Raw genomic sequence first — 23,071 nt, 5'->3', positions numbered from 1 at the left:
TCTGCTCAAACGGACGACAGGGAAATTGCGAAGCAATTTCGCCGTCGTATAATCCCATTCGCCTATCACTATCCTATAGAAAATGCTATAATTAGCCTATGTGTGCAAAAATAAAAGACAACTCAAAATCCATAATCGGAATAATACTGTTTGCCATATCTGAACTTTTTGAAAAAATGTTCGAATATATTAAAAGAACATACTTAATATTTTAAAGAGCTTTTTGACAAATTTTATGATAGAATGGGTATCTGTGTGTTTATCATGACATAACACCTGTTGAGGTCTATACTCTTGAGGAGGCAAATTATGTGGTGATAGGACATGAGCAGAGGGATGAAAATTATGACGCTCCGGTGTGGCCGGTGCTTTATCCCTACAGCGAAGGACTTTTGCAGGATGTTAGTGAAAAAATGGTTGAGATAGAGACCGCAGGCAATTATACTATCTATGCTAAGCACTGATAGTTGATGCTTTTGGAGGATTAGTTAGTTGAACTTAGAAAGACAGAAGAAAGCCCCTATTTATGAGGCTCTTGAGAAATTCAGAAAACAGAGAGTTGTTCCTTTTGACGTTCCCGGACATAAGAGAGGCAGAGGAAATGCCGAGCTTGTGAGCTTTCTCGGGGACAGATGCGTAGGTATTGATGTTAATTCCATGAAGCCTCTTGATAATCTTTGCCATCCGGTTTCAGTTATCAAGGACGCAGAGGAACTTATGGCGGACGCTTTCGGTGCTGCCCATGCTTTTATGATGGTTAACGGAACCACCAGTGCTGTTCAGGCAATGGTTTTGTCCCACGTCAAGGCCGGCGAGAAGATCATTATGCCCAGAAATGTGCATAAGAGTGCCATCAACGCCCTGATCCTTTGCGGAGCGGTTCCTGTATATATTGATCCCAAGGTTGATACCAAGCTGGGAATTCCTCTTGGAATGGAGATCGCGGATGTAGCCAGGGCAGTTAAGGATAATCCCGATGCCAAGGCGATCCTTATCAACAATCCTTCCTACTATGGAATATGTTCAGATCTGAAGGCAATAGTTGAGCTGGCCCATGCCAACGGCATGAAGGCTCTGGTGGATGAGGCCCATGGCACACACCTTTATTTCGGACCGAATCTTCCTCTTAATGCCATGGCGGCGGGAGCTGATATGGCAGCCATCAGTATGCACAAGTCAGGAGGAAGTCTTACTCAGAGCTCAATCCTTCTTTGCGGACCGGATGCCAATGTGGGTTATATCAGCAGGATCGTGAACCTGACCCAGACCACATCAGCCAGCTACCTGCTTCTTGGAAGTCTTGATATTTCCAGAAGAAATCTGGCACTTAACGGTCATGACAGCTTTGCCAAGGTTACCAGAATGGCTCAGTATGCGAGAGAAGAGATCAATGATATCGGCGGATACTACGCTTACGGCAATGAGCTTAAGAACGGCGGCAGCATTTTTGATTTCGACGAGACCAAGCTGGTAGTTAACACCAGAAGCATCGGTCTTACGGGAATTGAGGTTTATGATCTTCTCAGAGATGAGTATGATATTCAGATGGAGTTCGGAGATCTGTCCAATGTAATGGCTTATATTTCCATCGGCGACAGACTTCAGGATATAGAGAGACTGGCAGGAGCCCTGGCTGATATCAGAAGACTTTACAGTAAGCCTGAGTATCAGATTTTCTCAGCGGAATATATTACTCCTATTGTTAAGGCAACTCCTCAGGAGGCTTTTTACGCAGAAAAGGAGTCACTGCCTATAGATGAGACTGTGGGCCGCATAAGCGCCGAGTCAGTTATGTGTTATCCTCCGGGAATACCGATTCTGTCTCCCGGTGAGATGATCACCAAGGATATTCTTGATTATATTAAGACAGCCATGGAAAAGGGCTGCTCAATGCAGGGCCCGGAAAGTGAAGACATTTCAGAGCTGTTTGTATTAAAATAATAGATATAGTGAAAGGACGGACATAGATATGGCTGAGATGGATTATTGGTTCAGTGATATGCATACAGGCAATGTTAAGATAAGCATTCGCCTTGCCAAACAGCTTTTTTCCGGAACCAGTGAGTTTCAGAGAATAGACGTTTTTGATTCCCCTGAATTTGGAAAATTCCTTACTTCAGACGGAAATATCATTTTTTCCGAGAAGGATGAGTTCACCTATGATGAGATGATAGTCCATGTGCCTATGGCTGTTCATCCCAAGGTTCAGAGGGTTCTGGTTCTTGGCGGTGGCGACGGCGGTGTTGCCAGAGAGCTTACACATTATGATGAGATCAAGGTCATCGATGTGGTTGAGCCTGACAATATGTTTGTGGATGTCTGCAAGCAGTTTTTCCCTGATAACGCAGTGGGCCTGGAGGATGACAGGGTTCACATCTACTATCAGGACGGTCTTAAGTATCTGCGCAAGTGCGAGGATATGTATGACCTTATCATCAATGACGTAACAGAGCCCCTGGGCCATGAGGCGGGACTTTTTACCAAGGAGTTCTACGGAAGCTGCTACAAGGCACTTCATGATGACGGAATCATGGTTTACCAGCACGGCAGTCCTTTCTACGACGAGGACGAGGAGAGCTGCAGAGCCATGCACCGCAAGGCCTACAGAGTTTTCCCTGTGAACAGGGTTTATCAGGCTCACATTCCTACCTGCCCGGCAGGCTACTGGCTCTTTGGATTTGCCAGCAAGAAATATCATCCCCTCAAGGATTTCAATCCCGACAGATGGGACGAGAGAGGAATAAAGACCTGGTATTATACAACACATTTACATAAGGGAGCTTTCATGCTGCCTAAGTATGTTGAAGATTTACTTCAAGAAGAGGAGGACATGTCCAGATGAGTAGATTATTGGTTATCGGTTGCGGCGGCGTTGCGCAGGTTGCTATCCAGAAATGCGCTCAGAACAATAAGGTATTTACAGAAATGTGCCTTGCAAGCCGCACAGTAAGCAAGTGCGATGCACTTAAGGAGAAGCTTGAGAAGCAGGGAACTACTTTAAAGATCACTACAGCAACAGTTAACGCTGATGACAGCGCTGATGTTGCCAAGCTTATCAAAGAGTACCAGCCCGATGCTGTTCTTAATGTAGCACTTCCTTATCAGGACCTTGCTATTATGGATGCCTGCCTTGAGTGCAAGGTAGACTACATCGATACAGCCAACTATGAGCCTGAGGATACAGACGAGCCCGTATGGCGCGCAGCTTATGAGAAGAGATGCAAGGAAAAGGGCTTTACAGCTTACTTTGATTACAGCTATCAGTGGGCATATATGGACAAGTTCAAGGAGGCAGGTATCACAGGCCTTCTGGGAACAGGTTTTGATCCCGGTGTAACCAGCGTATTTGTTGCTTATGCAAAGAAGCACTATTTCGATGAGATCAACAGCGTTGATATTCTTGACTGCAACGGCGGTGACCACGGCTATGCCTTTGCCACCAACTTTAATCCTGAGATCAACCTTCGTGAAGTAAGCGCCAACGGCAGCTACTGGGAGGATGGCCACTGGGTTGAGACCAAACCCATGGAGATCAAGAGAGAGTATGATTTCCCTCAGGTAGGAAAGAAGGATATGTATCTTCTTCACCACGAGGAGATCGAGGCCCTTGGAAGAAACTTCCCTGAGATCAAGAGAATCCGTTTCTTCATGACCTTCGGCCAGAGCTACCTTGATCATATGAGATGTCTTGAGGATGTTGGTATGCTTTCAACAACTCCTATTAAGTTCGAAGGCAAGGATATTGTTCCTATTCAGTTCCTGAAGGCTCTTTTACCTGATCCTGCAAGCCTTGGACCAAGAACAGTAGGAAAGACCAACATCGGATGTATCTTCAAGGGAATCAAGGACGGAAAAGAGAAGACTCTTTTCATCTACAACGTTTGTGACCATCAGGAGTGCTACAAGGAACTGGGAAGCCAGGCTATCAGCTACACCACAGGCGTTCCTGCCATGATCGGAACCTCTCTTGTGGTAACAGGCCAGTGGAAGAAGCCCGGCGTTTATACTACAGATGAATTCGATCCCGATCCATACATGGAAATGCTGAACGAATACGGACTTCCATGGGTTGTGGATGAGAATCCTGTTTTAGTAGATTAAAGTTTATGAAGATTTAATCCTTACTCCTTTTTCTTAAGGGGTAAGGATTTTCTTTTCGGCATAAATTTGTGATAAGCTAGAAGATAGGAAATAAATACTTTTAATGAGGAAAATGAAGAATGAAATTATCGGAAGTAAAGACACCGGTCTATGTGATCGATGAAAAGAAACTGCGGAAGAATTGTGAGATACTGGCTGATGTTCAGAAGAGGTCCGGGGCCAAGATCCTTCTTGCACAGAAGGCCTATTCCGTATATCAGACCTATCCTCTTATAGCCAAATATCTGTCAGGATGCACGGCTTCAGGTATTTTCGAGGCAAAGCTTGCCCATGAGGAGTTCATTACTCCTGAGGGTGAGAGAAGAGAAAATCATGTATACGAGCCTGCGTTTAAGGATGATGAGATGGCGGAGATCTGCAATATCTGTGATCACGTTGTTTTTAATTCTCTGAGACAGCTTGAACATCACAGACCTGTCTGGGGCCCGAAAGCGGCTGCAGGACAATTGTCTGTGGGAATAAGGATAAATCCTGAATTCAGCACAGATGATGCCCATGAGATATATGACCCCTGCGCCAGCGGATCAAGACTTGGCATACGCAAGGTGAATCTTCCGGATAAGCTTCCTGAGGGGGTTGAGGGAATCCATTTCCACAATCTCTGCGAGCAGGATTTTGAGCCTCTATTCGATACCTTCAAAAAGGTTGAGAAGGATTTCGCTTCATATTTTCCTGAGAAGGAGCATCTGTACTCCGAGGGAGAGGTGCCTGCCGGCAACCAGTTAAAGTGGATCAATCTGGGGGGCGGACATCATATCACAAGAGATGACTATGACAGAGAAGGGCTTATTGAGCTTGTTAAGTACATAAAGAGCACCTACGGACTTGAGGTTTACTTAGAGCCGGGAGAGGCCATAGCTCTTTACGCAGGTTATCTTGTTACCACGGTAATGGATATCGTGGAGACAGACAGAAAGCCGGTGCTCATTCTTGATACCTCTGCTTCCTGCCATATGCCTGACGTCATAGAGATGCCCTATGTTCCGCCTCTTAAGGATGCGGAGGATCCGGGAGAACTGCCCTATACCTACAGGCTTTCTTCAAGGACCTGCCTTGCCGGTGATATTATCGGCGACTACAGCTTTGAGAAGGAAAAGAAGATAGGCGACAGGCTCTATTTTGAGGATATGGCCATCTACAGCATGGTAAAGAACAACACCTTCAACGGTATGCCTCTTCCGGATATTGCCATTATGCATGACAAGTCCGATGTGGAGCTTATCAGAGAGTTTGGATATAACGATTTCAAGATGAGATTATGATATACAGATCCGGAAAGGAGTAATGTTGCAGAAAATAACCGATTCCAAGCCCGTTAACGACGGATATTATATGCCTGCGGAGTTTGCACCTCATGACGGAACAATTATGATCTATCCCGTGAGGCCCGGCAGCTGGGGAAAGGACAGAAGCGGCGCTCTTAAGGCTTTTGGGGACATTTTTATTGAGATATTAAAGAGGGAGAATCTGTATCTTCTTGCCAGCAAGGAGGACTTTGAGGAAGCAAGGCTTTTTGTGGACACACTTTTGGTGAAACTCAAGGTTCAGGGAGAGGATGAGGATGTCCTGAAGACCATGGAAGAAAGATGCCTTATTCTGCCCATAGAATCCGATGATTCCTGGGCAAGAGATGTGGGCCCCACCTTCGTGACCGACGGGGAGAAGAGTATCAGAGGAATCAACTGGAGCTTCAATGCCTGGGGCGGAGATGTGGACGGTCTCTATGCTTCCTGGGAAAAAGATGATTTGGTGGCAGGGAAGTTCCTTGATATGTGCGAGATAGACTACTATGACGCAGCTCCTTTTGTTCTGGAGGGTGGCTCCATCCACTCCGACGGCGAGGGAACAGTCATGGTGACAGAGGCCTGCCTTTTGAGCGAGGGAAGAAATCCTGATCTTAGCAAAGAAGAGATAGAAAAGACCCTGAAGAAGTACCTTGGAGCGGAAAAGGTGTTATGGCTTCCCAACGGTATCTATAATGATGAGACCAATGAGCATGTGGACAATGTCTGCGCTTTTGTGGCTCCTGGAGAAGTGGTTCTGGCCTGGACAGATGATGAGGATGACCCTCAGTATGAGATGTCACTGGAAGACCTTGAGTATCTGGAGAGTGAGACCGATGCCAGGGGACGCAAGATAAAGGTTCACAAGCTTCCGATTCCTGATTATCCGGTTCTTATCGATCAGGAGGACCTGGATAATTATGAGTTCGAGGAAGGCGAGGATCAGCGCGAGGTTGGAGAGCGACTTGCCGCCAGCTACGTTAACTATTACTATATAAACGGCGCCGCCCTGGTTCCACAGTTTGGCGGTGATAATGAAGAAAGTGATAAAAGAGCTCTTGAGATATTGAGAGATCTTTGTAAGAATAGAGAGGTCATCGGAATCGATGCCAGAAGTATCCTGCTGGGAGGCGGAAACATCCACTGTATAACACAGCAGATTCCGGAGAACTGATTTTAGGAGGACTTATGTCAAAAAAAGTTAAGGTGGCCTGCATCCAGTATGCCTGCGGAAAAGAGGCTTCTTCAGACAGCGAGCAGGTCAGAGCCAGTATAGAAAAAGCCGGGGAGCTTGTAAGAGAGGCGGCAGCAAATGGCGCCAACATTATTCTTTTGTCAGAGCTTTTCGAAAGAAAGTATTTCTGCCAGGAGAGAAGATACGATTATTATGATTATGCTGTACCTGCCGACGAGAATGAGGCAGTTCAGTATTTTAAGAAGCTGGCCAAAGAGCTTTCTGTGGTGATGCCCATAAGCATCTATGAAAAAGACGGAAATGTTCTTTACAATTCAGTAGTGATGCTGGATGCCGACGGTACAGACCTTGGAATTTACAGAAAGACCCATATTCCTGATGACCATTATTATCAGGAGAAGTTCTATTTTACTCCGGGGAATACCGGATTTAAGGTTTTTAAGACAAGATACGGCAATGTGGGCGTGGGAATATGCTGGGATCAGTGGTTCCCGGAGACCGCAAGATGCCTTGCCATTGCAGGAGCGGATATCATTCTTTATCCCACTGCCATCGGTTCTGAGCCTATTCTCGATGTGGACAGCTCAGGACACTGGATGAGGACCATGCAGGGACATTCTGCAGCCAATATCGTTCCTGTGGCAGCTGCCAACAGAATCGGAACTGAGACGGTCACTCCTACAGAAGAAAACGGCGGACAGAGTTCCAGCCTGTGCTTCTATGGAAACAGCTTCCTGACTGATGAGACCGGAGATCTTGTGGCAAGAGCAAGCCGTGACAAGGAAGAGATAATCTACGCCGAGTACGACTTTGACAAGATCAGGGAGAACCGCTTGTCCTGGGGACTTTTCAGAGACAGAAGACCCGAATGCTATAAGCGCATTACAGAATAAAAATATTTAGAAAAGGATGTTTTTTACAATGGAATACAAGGATTATATGGTCAGAGCAACTGCAGGAAATGCGCAGATCAGAGCCTTTGCGGCAACCACCAGGGATCTTGCGGAGTACGGAAGAAAGGTTCACGGATTATCGCCGATTGCTGCTGCAGCTCTGGGACGTCTTATGACCGGAACTGTTATGATGGGAACCATGATGGACAATGATGATGATCTCATCACCGTAAAGATGGACGGAGACGGACCTCTCAAGGGAGTTCTGGCGACCGCAGACAACAAGGGCAATGTAAAGGGCTATGTGTCCAATCCCTATGTTATCATGGAGCCCAACGCAGCGGGACACCTGAATGTGGGCGGCGGTATCGGTGAGGGAACCCTTACTGTTATAAGAGATATGGGAATGAAGGAGCCTTATGTGGGCCAGGTGCCTCTTTATACAGGAGAGGTTGCTGAGGATCTCACCTATTACTTCACCAAGTCCGAGCAGACACCTTCTTCTGTGGGGCTTGGAGTTCTGGTGGAAAGAGAGGATCTTTCAGTTATAGCTTCCGGCGGATTTATTATCCAGCTTCTTCCCTTTGCTGAGGAGGAGACCATCGCTCATCTGGAGGAGAACCTTAAGAAATTCACTTCCGTAACAGACATTCTCAAGGCAGGCAAGACTCCTGAGGAGCTACTTAAGATAGTCCTTGAGGGATTTGACATTGAGTTTACTGACAAGATCGATCTCAATTTCTACTGCAACTGCGACAGAGACAGAGTGGAGAGAGCACTGATGCTGATCAGCGAGAAGGACATTGAGGAGATGATCGGCGACGGCAAGGAAATCGAGATGTGCTGTCAGTTCTGTAACAAGAAGTATACCTTTACCGTAGATGAACTCAAAGAGATAAAGATTCGGGCAAAATCTCAGAAAAAATAATAAAAATGTGAAAATTGATGGCGATTCGTTTATAATGAAAGTTGCCATCAATTTTTTTATAAAAAATTAATATTTTAAGGAGGCAGGAATGAAAAAGAATTGTGTGAAAAGGGTACTTGCATTTGTAATGGCGTTTGCAATGCTGTTAACACTGAGATTCCAGGCACCGGTTGCTCTGGCTGATTACAGTGTTTCAGCAGACATCAGATCTATTGCAAATGTGCCGGCTAATCTTACCGGCAAGACTGTAATTATGCACACCAATGATATTCACGGTGCTGTCAGTAAGTATGCGTACATCGCATCAGTTAAGCAGAATTTTCAGAAGAGGGGAGCCAATGTTATTCTGGCAGATATGGGCGATTATAGCCAGGGAACTCCTTATGTAAGCACATCCAAGGGCCTTGATGCAGTCAAGATGATGAATGCAGCAGGCTATGATCTCGCAACACTTGGAAATCATGAGTTTGATTATGGTTATTACAAGCTTATGTCCAATCTTTCTCAGGCCAAGTTCAAGACAATCTGCGCTGACGTTCTTGGGGCCGATGGCAAGCCTATTGTAGATCCAAATTATATTTACACATCACCAGCAGGACTTAAGATCGGTTTCTTCGGAATGGAGACTCCTGAGACTCAGACCAAGGTTAATCCCGGACTTATTCAGGGAATCACCTTCCTTTCCAAGGGACAGATTTATACCTGTGCTCAGGAACAGATCGACACATTAAAGGCTCAGGGCGTAGACCTTGTTATCTGCCTTGCTCATCTTGGTGTTGATGATGAGTCAGCCGGCGACGGACACAGAAGTGTTGACCTTTATGCCAAGACAAAAGGCATAGACCTTATCATTGACGGACATTCACACACCGTTATGACAAAGGGGGCAAAGGGTGAGCCTGTTCAGTCAACAGGAACCAAGGCTGAGACCATCGGTGTTGTTGTTATTGATGATGCTTCCAAGCAGATCGAGGACAGATACCTTATTAACTTTGATCTTCTTCAGCAGGAAGTAACTACAGCAGCTAAGGCCAACGAGCTTTTCAAGGCTATTGATCAGCAGTATGGCGTAGTATTTGCTAAGTCAGAGGTTCTGCTCAACGGTGCCAAGGAGCCCGGAAACAGAACACAGGAGACCAACCTCGGTGACCTTATTACAGATGCTATCATGTGGAGCGTTCTGAAAGCGCCCGGAGCACTTAAGGTTGACGCAGATCACGTTGTTGCAATCACCAATGGCGGTGGCATCCGTGCTACTATCGAGGCCGGCGATGTAACAAAGAAGGATCTTAATACCGTACTTCCTTTCGGAAACACAGTATCTGTAGTTTATGTAACAGGAGCAGAGCTCTTAGAGGCCCTTGAGGCATCTACCTTCTGCACACCTAAGGCTGTAGGCGGATATCCTCAGACTGCAGGTATCAAGTTTACAATTGATACAACCAAGAGCTTCCACAAGGGACCAGCTTATCCTGCATCAACATATTATAAGCCGGCTTCCATCAACAGAGTTACTATTGAGAGTATCAATGATAAGCCTTTCTCAGCTACAGATACTTATGCGGTAGTTACCAACAACTTCTGCGCAGCAGGTGGTGATACCTATTATGCATTTAAGAGTGCCAGCGAGCAGTTTGACACCGGTATCGTAATGGATGAGGCTGTTATGGAGTACGTTCAGGATGTTCTTGGAGGCAATATCACAGCTGCTAAATATGGCGCACCAAGAGGCGACCAGACTCAGAAGTAATTCTTTGAGATAAAAATTTAATACAGAATATGGAGCCGCAGTTATTGTACAAATTATGATAACTGCGGCTTTTTTTCTGTCTATTATTTAGAATTACCCAAAATATTTGACATACATTTATAATGGTCAAAATTGCAAAGTTTAGGTGGGAAAATAAGTCGCAAAAAGAATACAAATTGCATAAAATATCGACATGTAAATAACAAATTTTGTCACTTTTTGAACCTGCGATCCTGAGGGGGATGAGTAATGTTATAAAAATGTGACAAAATGAAGTGAAGGGGAATGAAAAGGAGGATTGTTGGAATGCATAAGGGGAAGAGTCTGGCTTTGTTCATGGCAATAGCTATGGCTGCGTCAAATCTGTCTGCAGCTGCGAATGGACTAACTGCTTTTGCAGCAGAGGATGAAACGATACTGGACATCAATGACGCAGATTCATCTGAAGCTTCCGAATCTGAGGAGTCGGAAGAGATTGTTCTTGAGGAGGATGCTTCAGACGAAATCCGGGTAGAGGAAGAGGTTGCAGCTTTCTCCGAGGAAGGAGCCGGTGACGGTGGTGTGTTCGCAGACCAGGGCGATGATGGTTATGCGAACTTTATGGAGGATACTGTTGTAGCCGATGTGAAATTCGGCGAGGGCAGAAGTGTATCTTCCAAGGATGTTTATGATAATGAAAAGGGGTATGGATTCAGTGATGTTGATTTTTCCAAGGAAGCAGACGGCTGGAAGAACAACGTCTATTATCCGAGAGTACCGGCAGTAACTCCCGGAGCATCCAATGTTAAGGATGCAGATAACTATGTGGCCATAGATTCCAAGATTTGGACAGAGACTGAGAGCTCAGGCTATGGCGTTTATACTTATGAGACTACATCTACTTTTGATGTTGACCTTTATAATGCAGATTATCAGGTGGAGGTTACATTTACCAACCCCACTTCTGCTGACTACACCGCAGCTCTTGAGGCTGAGGACATCAGCAAGAAATGGGATATTAATGTAGCAGCCGGAAGCTCTGTAACAGAGAGCTTTGAAGCCAATCTGGTTGACGGTCAGCTCAATCTTAAATTCCTTGGCAGTAGCAGTGCTACCAAGATGTCTGATGCAAAGACAACCACTGTATATGTTTCTGAGGTTAAGATCACAAGACTTGCCACAGAGGCCATGGGCGACAAGCCTACAGTATTCATTGCATCTGATTCAACCGTTCAGACCTATGATGAATATTATTACCCACAGACAGGTTGGGGCCAGGTTCTTTCTTCATACTTCGGAGAGCTTGTAGAAGAGAGAGAATGTGATGCCTGCGGCTACAGCCAGTCCCAGACATATGAGACAGAGAGCGTTATCGTAGAGAACCGTTCCATCGGCGGTCGTTCCTCCAAGTCATTCATTGATGAGGGCAAGTTCGATGATATTCTTGAGGACATCAAGCCCGGTGACTATCTCCTTGTTCAGTGGGGACACAATGATGCCACATATTCAAGACCTAACAGATATGTATCTGCAGAGGATTTCGAGAAGTGGATCATGATGTATGTTGAGGGTGCTTATCAGAGAGGCGCAATTCCTGTCCTGGTAACTCCTGTGGCTCGTTACAGCTACAATGCAGATGCTAACGGCAATCTTATTTCTTTTGCCAGCAACTTCGAGAGCTACCGTCAGGTAATGCTTTCTCTTGCAAAAGAGCACAACATTCCCTATGTTGACCTGACACAGCGTTCAATCGATGTCTGCAACAGCTTCGGAATCGAAGGTTCAAAGATGCTTTTCCTTAAGCTTGCAGCAGGAGAAGTTACCTCCGGTGCTTATGCGGGAGGCGTTGATGATTCAACACACCTTCAGTACTACGGCGCTCTTAAGTTTGCAGGCTGTGTTGCAGAAGGAATCCTTGACTATGCTGAGGGTAAGGTTGACGGTTCCGATGAGCAGCTGGACAGCCTTGCTTCTAAGGTTACCTTTACTTCAGCCAAGGAAGCACCCGGGAAGCCTGAAGGCCTTAAGACCACTTCGGTTGGTGCCACCAGTATTTCCCTTGCATGGGATGCCGCTGAGGGAGCAGAGCTCTATTACATCTACAGAGCTAAGCTTGCAGAAGGCCAGACCGCAGCTGATGTTGATTTTACCGGTGCTGAGAAGTACTCAGTTTCAGGAAAGAACAGCTACGTTGATTCCAAGTGCGCCGGCGGTGCAACCTATGCATACGCTGTAGCAGGCTTTAACAGCTTCGGCGTGGGTGAACTTTCAGACAAGCTCGAAGTAGGAACCAAGACCGCGGGTTACAGATTCGACTTTAACTATAACAATTCAGCTACCATGGAAGGCTGGACCGGGGTTAATCATAACGAAATGTATGACAAGGCCAAGGGCTACGGATGGATCAAGGCTCCCGGCAACGGAAGAGACAGAAAGGGCAACGGCAATCCTGATTCATCAGCAATGGCAGATGACTTCTGTCTTGGAGCAGGCGAGTTCGCTGTAGACCTTCCCAACGGAACCTATGAGATCACGGTTTATGCCTGCGATCTTTTATCCGGAACTAGCACCATCAAGCCTGCATACACAGCAGAGGGTGTTTCCATCGGTTCAATTTCCTGTAAGCAGTCCCTCGGAAGCTGCACAGGTGTTGCCAAGGTTACAGATGGACAGCTCAATATCGTTGTTGACGGTACTAACCAGTATATCAACGGTCTTACCATCACAACACTTTTAGAGGCTCCCGGCAACCTTGCCATCACAGAGCTCTCTTTTGAAAAAGCTACAGCAACCTTCCTCCTTGCCTTCACCAAGGTTAAGGATGCGGTTTCTTACAACGTATATCAGAAGGGCGAGACCGATAAGGACTTCGTTCTTGTAAAGAGCTACACAGCTCAGGAGCTTACCCACAATGAGCTTGACTGCAGAGCAATGACAGCAACTCTCGGTGAGACCTATTCTTACTACATGACCTGCGTGGTTGCGGACGGAACAGAGTCAGCACCCAGTAACATCGTTACACAGGCAATGCTTGATCCAAGCATCAAGGTTCCTGCAGCCCCTGCAAAAGTGGTATGTACAGATCCTGTTGAAGGTGATACAGAGCTTAAGAACAGCATCACAATTTCCTGGGAAGCCAACGATGCTGCCGACAATGTTCTTAAGTACATTGTTTATCGTTCAAACAAGCCTGAATCTGACAAGGGATTCAAGGAGTTCACAAAGGTTGGAGAAGCCTTTGGAACAACTTTTACAGATGACAGTGAAGGAATCTCCACAAACATTCATTACTACTACAAAGTAGCAGCCATGAATGCCGGCGGTGTATCAGAACTTTCAGAGGTTTGCACAACTCCTATCGCAGGCAAGCTTATTGCAGGCGGTCTTGAGAGCTACTCAGACAGAGCTGTTGTGGCCATGAATATTGCAGGCAATGCCGGCGCAGAGATCAAGGTTACATGCACAGATAAACAGGGCAATGAGATCAAGAGAGGAAATTATCTCTCCTGGAGAGCATTCCCTGAGGACTTTGAGGGCGACGAGCTCACTACAACCTTTGATGTATACAGAAACGGAACACAGATTGCCTATAACATCAAGGCAACTAACATGATCGATGAAGGCGGCCTTCCTTCAAATACTTATACAGTTGTAGGCTCCAATGACGAAGCACTTTCACTTAAGAAAGTTGTAACATCTGTATGGGAAAATCAGTATCTTGAGCTTTCACTTAATAAGCCTGAAGATGAGACAATGCCTGACGGATCAACCTGCACATATACAGCAAATGATATGTCAGTGGCTGACCTCGACGGAGACGGTGATCTTGAACTCATTGTTAAGTGGTATCCCAGCAACGCTCAGGATAACTCCAAGTCAGGATATACAGGAAAGACCTTCCTTGATGGCTACAATGTTGATTTCATCACAGGAAATGTAGAGCAGCTCTGGAGAATTGACCTTGGCGTAAATATCCGTTCAGGTGCTCATTATACACAGTTCCAGGTTTGGGACTTCGATGCCGATGGTATCGCCGAGATCGCAGTAAAGACTGCAGACGGCACAACAACTTATGCAAATGAGAACGGAACCCTTGTTGAGACAGGCTATGTAGGTGCCTGCAACAGTGATGCGCTTCCTACTGACGTTATCAGTCCTGTCAACGACTACAGAAACAGCGGCGGATATGTTCTTGACGGACCTGAGTACTTCTCAATGTTCAAGGGCAACACCGGAGAACTTATCGATACTGTGGATTATATCCCCGGAAGAGGTTCTGTATCAGCCTGGGGTGATGGCTACGGCAACCGTGTAGACAGATTCCTTTCAGCAACAGCTTACCTTAACGGCACAACTCCTTTTGCAGTATTCGCAAGAGGTTACTACACAAGAACAACTCTTACTGCTTACTACCTCACTAAGACAACAGATGAAGAGGGCAATGAGAAAGCGCAGATCGGAGTATATTGGAAGTTTGATACCAATGATCTTCCTAACGGACCTTCACTGGAGGCTCAGGGTAACCACGGTCTTTCAGTAAATGACGTGGATGGCGACGGAAAGGACGAGATCATCTACGGTTCACTCACCATTAATGATGACGGAACAACAATGTATTCCACAGGCCTTGGCCACGGTGATGCAATGCACGTAAGTGACTGGATTCCAAGTCGTCCCGGACTTGAAGTAATGGATGTTCACGAGCATGACAATGCAGCATATCATGTAGAGATCCATGACGCTGAGACAGGTGAGATCATCACAGGTTATTACACAGGAAAAGATACCGGCCGTGGAATGGCATCCGATATCGACCCAAGAGCAGAAGGCGCAGAGTACTGGTCAATCGCTAATCCTAACTACAAGGGAAATGATGAGCCTTCATGGGATTCAAGAAATGCCAGCGTATTCGGTTCACTTTCAGGACTTGTCGGGTCACAGGATAAGACAAATGATGCAATGGTTGAGCTCTCCAAGGGAACTACACCGGCAGTTAACTTCTCAATTTACTGGGATGGTGATCTTTTAGCTGAAACACAGGATCACACCTTTGATAAGGGCGCTTATGCACCTCTTACAACTACTATTGAGAAGTGGGATTACGAGAATGAGACATCTGTAATGCTCTTTGAGTCTTCAGAGGTTCACACCAGCAACGGAACTAAGGGTAACCTTGGCCTTGTAGCTGATATCCTGGGTGACTGGAGAGAAGAGATAGTTGCAAGAAGCGCAACAGATAACAGCAAGGTAAGAATTTACTCAACAACTATTCAGACTGACTACGTAGTTCCCTGCCTTCTTACAGATCTTGCTTACAGAGAGGGTGTTGCATGGCAGAACGTTGGTTACAACCAGCCTGCACACACAAGCTATCTCATTTCTGAAGGCCTTATCACAGCTAAACTTTCAGAAGGAAAAATGACTACATCAACAGCTGAGATTCAGTTTACAGCAGCTAATGACGGAACAAGATACGGACATGATGTGGAAGGCTATGTGATCTCCAGAGCAGAGGTAACCGTTGATGAAAACGGCGAGCAGAATGTATCTGATTATGAGACAGTTGCTGAGCTTTCTCCTGAGGAGCTTAAGACAGCATCTTCATCAGCTGCAGGAACAAGCAAGGTTATCACAGGCTATAAAGAGCAGGATGTATTCAAGAAGTTTGACATGGGCTACAAGAGCGGCAACGCTACTGGCTTTGACAGAATCCTTGCGGATGATTATTCCTCCGACAGAGGTTATGGATGGGAAGCAGGAACCGGCTCAGGAGTTAACTGGAACAGAGTTGGTGCAGGAATTGAGAATGCAGGTGAAACACAGACTGACGTTGAGAAGGCCTGCTGCGATCTTGTAAGAGCTGATAACAGACTTAAATTCCTCATAGATGTTCCTGCAGGAAGCTACAAGGTAGATGTATATGCAGGTGCAGCATACAGCAACAATGCCTATAACAACACAACTGTTTCTGTAAACGGACAGGACCTTGGAGTTGTTTCACAGTCCACAAAAGTAGCCGATATCGTAAAGACTGCATATGTTACTTTTGACAACGCTTCACAGATTGAGGTTGTATCCTCCAATGAAGGCAATCTGGCTATCCTTAATGCAGTAGTTGTTACCAAAGTTGATCCTATCTATGAAGAGGTAAAAGAGGAAGCTGAGGATCAGCAGGTTTACTCATTTACAGATACAGGTCTTGCAGGCGGAAGCTACTATTCATACAAGGTAGCAGCTATCGTTGATGGTAAGAAGAGCTACAGCTCAGCAGCTCTTACAGTTCAGACCACAATAGCTATTGAGAAGCTCAACGAAGAATTTGAAGTATTTGAGCTCGTTCAGAATACACCTATGGCAGAGGGCGAGACAGTAGCAGACCTTCTTGCTGCTAAGAAGTCCACCATAGCAGTAACTGATTCTGAGGGAAAAGAAGTAAATGTAGCAGTTACCTATGATGCTTCAGGGGTTGATATCACAGCAGTTGGAACCTACAAGGCTTATGCCAACGTTCGCGGATATGCTGAGAACCCTGTTGAGGTAACAGTTGTAGTTATTGAAAACGTTCCTACAGGATATGCTCCTTTTGACGATATCAAGGTTATTCTTGGTAATGACGTAGAGCTTCCTGCTACAGTAGAAGCAACCTTCCTTAACGGAACCTCCAAGAGTGTTGCTGTAACCTGGAACAGAGACGGTCTTGACCTTACAAAGGTCGGTGAATATGTTCTGACAGGTACTGTTGAAGGAACCGATGATACAGTTCAGATCAAGGTAAAAGTTGTTGATGACTACATCGCAGCTGTTAATAAGGTTTATGCAGAGGTTGATTATCTCAGAAAAGATATTGTTCTTCCTGAGACAGTAGCAGTTATTTATTCAAGCGGTAAGAAGGCAGATGCCAAGGTAACCTGGAATACAGAGAATCTCGATGTAACAAAGCTTGGCACAACCTTCACTCTTACAGGAACCGTTGAGGATTATGATGATCTGGCAGAGATGGATGTTACAGTAAGATATCCTGCAGTTAACAAGTTTGACTTCGGTATCGACGCATCAAGAGCAGCTGAGGGCTGGACAACTATTACTGTTAATCCTAAGAATGGTACAAAGACCCTTGAAACCTTTGGTAGTGCATACACCAAGAAGCAGCACTTCGGATTCAGTAATCCTGAGTCACTTATGCAGGGAAGAACAGAAGGCTTCGAGTTCGAAGGCATACTTCCTTCCAACGTATATACCGACTTCGCCCTTCCTGCAGGGGAGACCTTCCTCTATGACGTTCCAAACGGTAAGTATCAGCTTGATCTTATCAGTAACTCAGTTTATAAGAGTTCAATCTCAGGAACTGCTGAGGGCGTAACCTTCAACACAAGCAATGCAGCAGGAACATATTCAATTATTTCCGTTGATGTTGAAGTAACAGACGGTCAGCTGACTGTAGAATTTGGCGGTGGAACACCAAGAGTTGGTGGCTTCATTGTCCGCAAAATTATTGATGATGCTTCATATTATGGCGAAGAGGAGATCACAGTTCCTGCCGGCACATTCGTAACCAAGTGGGGAACAACTTACTACCAGCTTGAGGATGGAAGCAAGCTTACAGGCAAGTGGACCATTGACGGATTTACTTACTACTTCAAGGAAAATGGTTCCATGGTTAAGTCTGTTGCAGTTACTGTCGACGGAAAGACATACTTCTTTGATGGCAATGGCCACATGGTAACCGGATTCAATACAAGATGGGGCACCACAAGCTATTATGATAATAAGGGTGTTCTGGTTACCGAAAGCGTTGTTGAGGAAGATGGTTTTAAGTATTATGTAAATGACAAGGGACATGTCGTAAAAGGCAGCTTCATCGATCTTGAGGATGGAAGACATTATTTCGATAGCGAAGGTCACATGGTTATCGGAAAGACCATCAGCAAGTGGGGTAAGAAATATACTTTTGATGAAAACGGTGTATTGATAAATTAGTGTACTTTTAATAAAAATTTCATAAATAAAATGGGCCTCCGACATATAAGTTGGGGGCCTTTTTCCTGTATAATATTATTGCTTACCGTTATACAATTATCGCTAAATAGATAACGTAAACATTTAAGTTGATGGTGAAATTATATGAAGGAGGTTGCCTACGACTATGGAAGTAAAGGAACGAAAAGGAAAACTTATTCAAAAGCTTATTTTTGCTGCTGTTGCTGCCATTGTCGTTGTGGCGACCGCCCTGACAGTTCTGGGCGGTATTGAGATCAACAAGACTTATAAAAACATGGTTCAGGAAGAACTGAAAGTTGCTGTCAGTCAGCTTGACAGTGAGATGAATAATGTATGGGATGGTCCCTGGTCTTATGTAGACGGAGTTGTCTATAAGGGCGAAGAAGACGTCATGGCTGAATATGAGGAATTAATGGATGAAATGAAGGCAGCTACCGGTGTTGAATATTCTCTTTTTTACGGAAAAGAAAGAGCTATTACAACCATGGTTGACAGCAGTGGCAAAAAAGCAACAGGCTATAACATATCAGATACTGTTTTCAGTCATGTGGTAACCGGCAAACAGGACTATTATGTTCAGACCACACCTGCAGGTGCAGCTGAACCCTATTATTGCTATTATATGCCTCTTAAGAATACTGACGGTTCTGCAATTGGAATGGTATTTGCAGGAAGAGAGAGCGACTCTGTAAAAGCAAAGGTATGGGGCATTATTGCCAATATGATCTTTATTTCTGTAGTGATTACCATAGTGGTATCCATCTTTGGTATTGTTATTGCAAATAAGTCTTCAGGTAAGATGAGAGCCATCGCAGATGAGCTTGCAAGCCTTTCAAGAGGTGAGCTTAAGCTTGATATTGATCAGTCTGCAATTGACAGAAATGATGAGATCGGACTTCTTGCAGATGGTACCAAGATTCTCAGCGAGAAGCTGGGTGAAGTAATTAAAACAACTATGGATATGTCAAAAGAGCTTAAGGAGTCCGGATCGGAGCTTTCAAATTCCGCCCATCAGGCATCCCATGCTTCATCCCAGGTAAGCCAGGCTGTTGACGAGATATCCAAGGGTGCTGTAATGCAGGCAGAGAGTGTTGAGAATGCAGCAGGAAACACCCAGCATATCGGCAGTGATATTGAGATCGTTGCTGACAATGTTCAGCAGCTTAACGGATTTACAGCTCAGATGAAGGAATCCTGCGAAGCTGCCATGGAAGCTCTTAACAGACTTATCCAGCAGAGCAGTGAAGTTCAGGCTTCAGTTCGTGATATCGGACAGACCATTGATTCAACAAATGAATCTGCAAAAGAGATTTCCAAGTTCTCCCAGGCTATTACTGAGATCGCATCCCAGACAAACCTTCTTTCCCTTAATGCAAGTATTGAGGCTGCAAGAGCGGGAGATGCAGGAAAAGGCTTCGCTGTTGTTGCTACAGAGATCGGCCAGCTGGCTGTACAGAGTAGTAACAGTGCAGAGGAGATCAAGAAGATCGTTGATAAGCTCATGGCTGATTCAGAGGCTTCCGTAGAGGTTATGGAGAGGCTTAATACAAGCTTTGACCAGCAGGAGCAGCAGCTTGGTGATACAAAGGACAACATGCAGTGCATGGCTGAGAATGTAAGTCATGTATCTGATTCCACAGGAAGCATTGCTTCTCATGTAGATCAGCTCAGTGTTGCCAAGGACAAACTGGTTGAGATTATTTCGGATCTTTCAGCGATTTCCCAGGAGAATGCGGCTTCATCTGAGGAGACAAATGCTTCTATGCAGGAGCTTAATGCAACCTTTGCTATTATTTCCGAGTCAGCCGGTAAGCTTCAGGACCTTGCCACCGGTATGACCGATGCCATAAGTTACTTCAAGCCATAAAGACAAAATAAAAAGAAGTATTGCCGGTTTTCACGTTGTTCAGAGCAACCGTCAATACTTCTTTTAATTTTGCCATGAATCATCTTCCTCGTGCGAATGATTCATAAATCTGTCTTACTTAGGAGAATAGATTGTGTTAGATTAGATAATAGAGAAATATTGAAGTTATTACAGATTTGATCAGGTTGAGGGTGAGTTATGGTTATAGATCTTGCGGGAGTTTGGGAAGTTAAGATAGAGGATGAGAAGTATGAGGTGAAGATTCCGGGGACGCTGGATGAGAGCGGGATTGGGGGGAAGGATGAGCTTCTTTTAAAGAAAGAGGGAAGGGAGTTTGTTAAGGCTGAGGGGCCGATAGAAAGCAGGCTGACGAGAAAGCATTTTTATATGGGGGAAGCAGCCTATTGCACTAAGGTGAGCAGGGAAGCGATAGAGCAGATAGGGGAGAACAGGGTTTTTTTGACGGTTGAAAGGTCGAGAGCTTTGAGGCTGTTTGTGGATGGAAAAGAGGTAGAAGCTATATCGGGGACGTTGGCAACGCCCTATAGATTTGAGGTAACGGGGCTGTTGCAGGAAGGAAGCACTATCCGGCTTTTGTGTGATAACAGCTATCCCGATATGCCGGCTGCGAATATTCTGTATTCCTCTGCGGCTACGGATGAGACCCAGACCAACTGGAACGGTCTTCTGGGAAAGGTTGGAATAGAGGTATTTCCAAAGGCCTTTATTTCAGGGCTTTGGATTTATCCAAAGAAAGAGAAAGTATGTGTAAAGGCCACGATATCGTCGGACAGAGAATTTAAGGGGATACTGCGCCTTGACAGTGATGCTTTTAAAGAGGCACCGGAACAGGCTGTAGAGCTTCTAAAAAACAGCGAAGTGACGGTGGTCTTTGAGAATATAGGGATTAATGAAAATGCCCTTAAATGGGACGAATATGAAGGAAATCTGTATAAGTGTATTGCAGCTCTTATAGATGAAAACGGTAAGAAACTTCATGAAGCCGCATCAGACTTTGGAATCAGGGATTTTGGCTATGACCATGAGGGACGACTTACCATAAACGGCCGCAGGTTCTTTCTTCGGGGCGAAGCCAATTGCGCAGAATTCCCGGAAGAGGGGCACTGGCCCATGGATACCGGCACCTGGAAGAGCATTATGGAGAAGTACAAGGCCTATGGCTTAAACTGCGTGAGATTTCACTCCCATTGCCCGCCGGAGGCAGCCTTTGAAGCAGCGGACAGGGCAGGAATCATGGTGCAGCCGGAGCTGTCCCACTGGAATCCGGTGGATGCTTTTTTGCCGGAGCACAGCTTTGAGTATTACAAAAAGGAGCTTACTGAAATAATTACAAGTTATGCGAACCACCCTTCTTTTGTAATGCTGACACTGGGAAATGAGCTTCATTCGACGGATGAAGGTGTAGCGCGAATGGAAGAGCTTATAAAACTTGCGAGAAAAGCAGATGACACAAGGCTTTACGCCTGGGGCTCCAACAACTTCTACGGTGATAAGGGAGCTAACCAAAAGAGTGATTTTTATACCGGAAGCGATTATAGGAAAACGATGCTCCGAGCAACCTCAGCGGGAATGATAGGCTATCTTAACCGGGAGTATCCAAACTCAGAGCACAATTTTTCTGAAATCTGCAGCGAGATCAGGAAGGACTATGATAAGCCCATTTTTGGATTTGAGGTGGGGCAGTATGAGATCCTGCCGGATTTTGATGAGCTGGAAGAATTCAGGGGAGTATCTGATCCCGTTAATCTCAGGCTGGTCAAGGAAAAGGCCGTAGCAAAGGGCCTTGTTGATGATTGGAAAAAATATGTGGAGGCCACGGGAGAACTGGCTCTTTTGTGCTACAGGGAAGAGGTTGAAGCGGCCCTTAGGACTCCTGGCATGTCTGGATTATCTCTCCTTGGAATACAGGATTTCCCGGGGCAGGGCACCGCTTTGGTGGGAATGATGAATTCGCATCTTGAGCCCAAGCCCTTTGACTTTGCAAAGCCCGAGAGGTTCAGAGAATTCTTCAGGGCGCAGCTTCCTCTTTTGCAGCTTCCAAGGTATACCTATTACCTAGATGAGCAGGTTTCCGGGGAGATTTTCATTGCCAACTACGGCAGAAATGATATTAAGGGAAAAATTGAAATCGAAATAATCGATGATAAGACAGGAACAAAGCTGATGCATCAGACCCTTGAGTCCGGGGAATATAAATTCGGCGAGTTAAGCTACGGAGGTAAATTGGGGCTACGACTTCCTCTTTTGAAAAAAGCTCTTTTGCCGGTCAATCCTGAATCGGAGCATGGAGTCTGTCTGAGAATCCTGGTTTACATTATTGGCGATGATAAGGAAGTTATCAGCAATTCCTATAATATCTGGGCATATCCAAGGTTTACTCCTGAAAGGCCTGCTTCAATCTATGAATCCAAGACCTTTGATGATAAGGCAAAAAAGGTTCTGGAGGAGGGTGGAATCGTTTACTTATCGCCGGATTCTGATGCTGAGAGTCTTCCCCACTCCATACAGGCCCAGTTTTCAACGGATTTCTGGTCTGTTGGCACCTTCGAATTCCAGGAGGGAGGCATGGGGCAATATATTGATGCAGAGCACCCCATTTTTAAGCACTTCCCCACAAAGAGCCATAATCAGTGGCAGTGGTGGCCTATGGCCAATGGCAGAGCAGTTATGGTCAGAGAGGATATAAGGCCAATAATAAAAGAACTGGACAGCTATTCAAAGCTGCGACCTCTGGCAAAACTTTTTGAGTGCAAATGTCTTAAGGGAAGAGTACTTTTTTCCTCCATGGGTCTTCAACAACTTCAGGAATATCCCGAGGCAAAAGCGCTGCTTTCCGCTATTTATCAGTATTTGGACAGTGAAGATTTTTGTCCTGAAAAGGTGCTTGAGACGGCGGATTTAGAGGCTCTGTTTGTTTGACATTTATTTAACGGATGGATATAATTGTATTGTTCATTAATTAACAATAACCATTTTGTTAATATACAAAAAATGTA

At 45.4% G+C, this 23,071-nt stretch carries 12 protein-coding genes; all 12 read left to right on the top strand.

Translation table 11 applies throughout. The features are described 5' to 3' along the window. Positions 1-311: 311 nt before the first annotated feature. The 12 genes from T359_RS22555 (at position 312) to T359_RS0115565 (ending at position 22,994) form a co-directional block, all read left to right on the top strand. The gene (locus T359_RS22555) at positions 312-464 is read left to right on the top strand and encodes a hypothetical protein (RefSeq protein ID WP_155840147.1); all 153 of its coding nucleotides are present in this window, start codon (positions 312-314) and stop codon (positions 462-464) included. A gap of 28 nt (positions 465-492) precedes the next feature. After that, complete coding sequence (locus T359_RS0115620; RefSeq protein WP_026518278.1) at positions 493-1,941, top strand: aminotransferase class I/II-fold pyridoxal phosphate-dependent enzyme; 1,449 nt, start codon at positions 493-495, stop codon at positions 1,939-1,941. Positions 1,942-1,978: 37 nt separating this feature from the next. Next, positions 1,979-2,842 (top strand): polyamine aminopropyltransferase, encoded by an 864-nt coding sequence (gene speE, locus T359_RS0115615; RefSeq protein WP_026518277.1) that lies wholly within the window; start codon positions 1,979-1,981, stop codon positions 2,840-2,842. Continuing rightward, positions 2,839-4,101 carry a saccharopine dehydrogenase family protein gene (locus T359_RS0115610; protein WP_026518276.1) on the top strand — a complete coding sequence of 421 codons (1,263 nt, stop codon included), beginning with the start codon at positions 2,839-2,841 and terminating at the stop codon, positions 4,099-4,101. Before speE ends, T359_RS0115610 begins: the two co-directional genes overlap by 4 nt. Before the next feature lie 119 nt (positions 4,102-4,220). Continuing rightward, the gene (nspC, locus tag T359_RS0115605) at positions 4,221-5,423 is read left to right on the top strand and encodes a carboxynorspermidine decarboxylase (protein ID WP_026518275.1); all 1,203 of its coding nucleotides are present in this window, start codon (positions 4,221-4,223) and stop codon (positions 5,421-5,423) included. A gap of 22 nt (positions 5,424-5,445) precedes the next feature. Beyond that, positions 5,446-6,618, top strand: coding sequence for an agmatine deiminase (aguA, locus tag T359_RS0115600; RefSeq protein ID WP_081795619.1), 1,173 nt, complete (start codon positions 5,446-5,448; stop codon positions 6,616-6,618). A gap of 14 nt (positions 6,619-6,632) precedes the next feature. Then, positions 6,633-7,532 carry an N-carbamoylputrescine amidase gene (aguB, locus tag T359_RS0115595; RefSeq protein WP_026518273.1) on the top strand — a complete coding sequence of 300 codons (900 nt, stop codon included), beginning with the start codon at positions 6,633-6,635 and terminating at the stop codon, positions 7,530-7,532. Between the two features lie 28 nt (positions 7,533-7,560). Continuing rightward, positions 7,561-8,460 (top strand): Hsp33 family molecular chaperone HslO, encoded by a 900-nt coding sequence (hslO, locus tag T359_RS0115590; RefSeq protein ID WP_026518272.1) that lies wholly within the window; start codon positions 7,561-7,563, stop codon positions 8,458-8,460. Positions 8,461-8,548: 88 nt separating this feature from the next. Further along, entirely contained in the window at positions 8,549-10,210 is a 1,662-nt protein-coding gene (locus T359_RS0115585; RefSeq protein WP_026518271.1) for a bifunctional metallophosphatase/5'-nucleotidase, read from the top strand. Positions 10,211-10,516: 306 nt separating this feature from the next. Next, positions 10,517-18,166 (top strand): rhamnogalacturonan lyase family protein, encoded by a 7,650-nt coding sequence (locus tag T359_RS21835; protein WP_051545529.1) that lies wholly within the window; start codon positions 10,517-10,519, stop codon positions 18,164-18,166. 166 nt (positions 18,167-18,332) lie between these two features. Beyond that, complete coding sequence (locus T359_RS0115575) at positions 18,333-20,054, top strand: methyl-accepting chemotaxis protein (protein ID WP_035784706.1); 1,722 nt, start codon at positions 18,333-18,335, stop codon at positions 20,052-20,054. 198 nt (positions 20,055-20,252) lie between these two features. After that, positions 20,253-22,994, top strand: coding sequence for a glycoside hydrolase family 2 TIM barrel-domain containing protein (locus T359_RS0115565; RefSeq protein ID WP_026518269.1), 2,742 nt, complete (start codon positions 20,253-20,255; stop codon positions 22,992-22,994). The last annotated feature ends 77 nt before the right edge of the window (positions 22,995-23,071 follow it).

Origin of the sequence: Butyrivibrio sp. MC2021 (assembly GCF_000621605.1) — a bacterium.
Taxonomy (GTDB): Bacteria; Bacillota; Clostridia; order Lachnospirales; family Lachnospiraceae; genus Butyrivibrio.
Note: the sequence above shows the minus strand (reverse complement) of the source record. Positions and strands in the feature narration are given on the sequence as shown.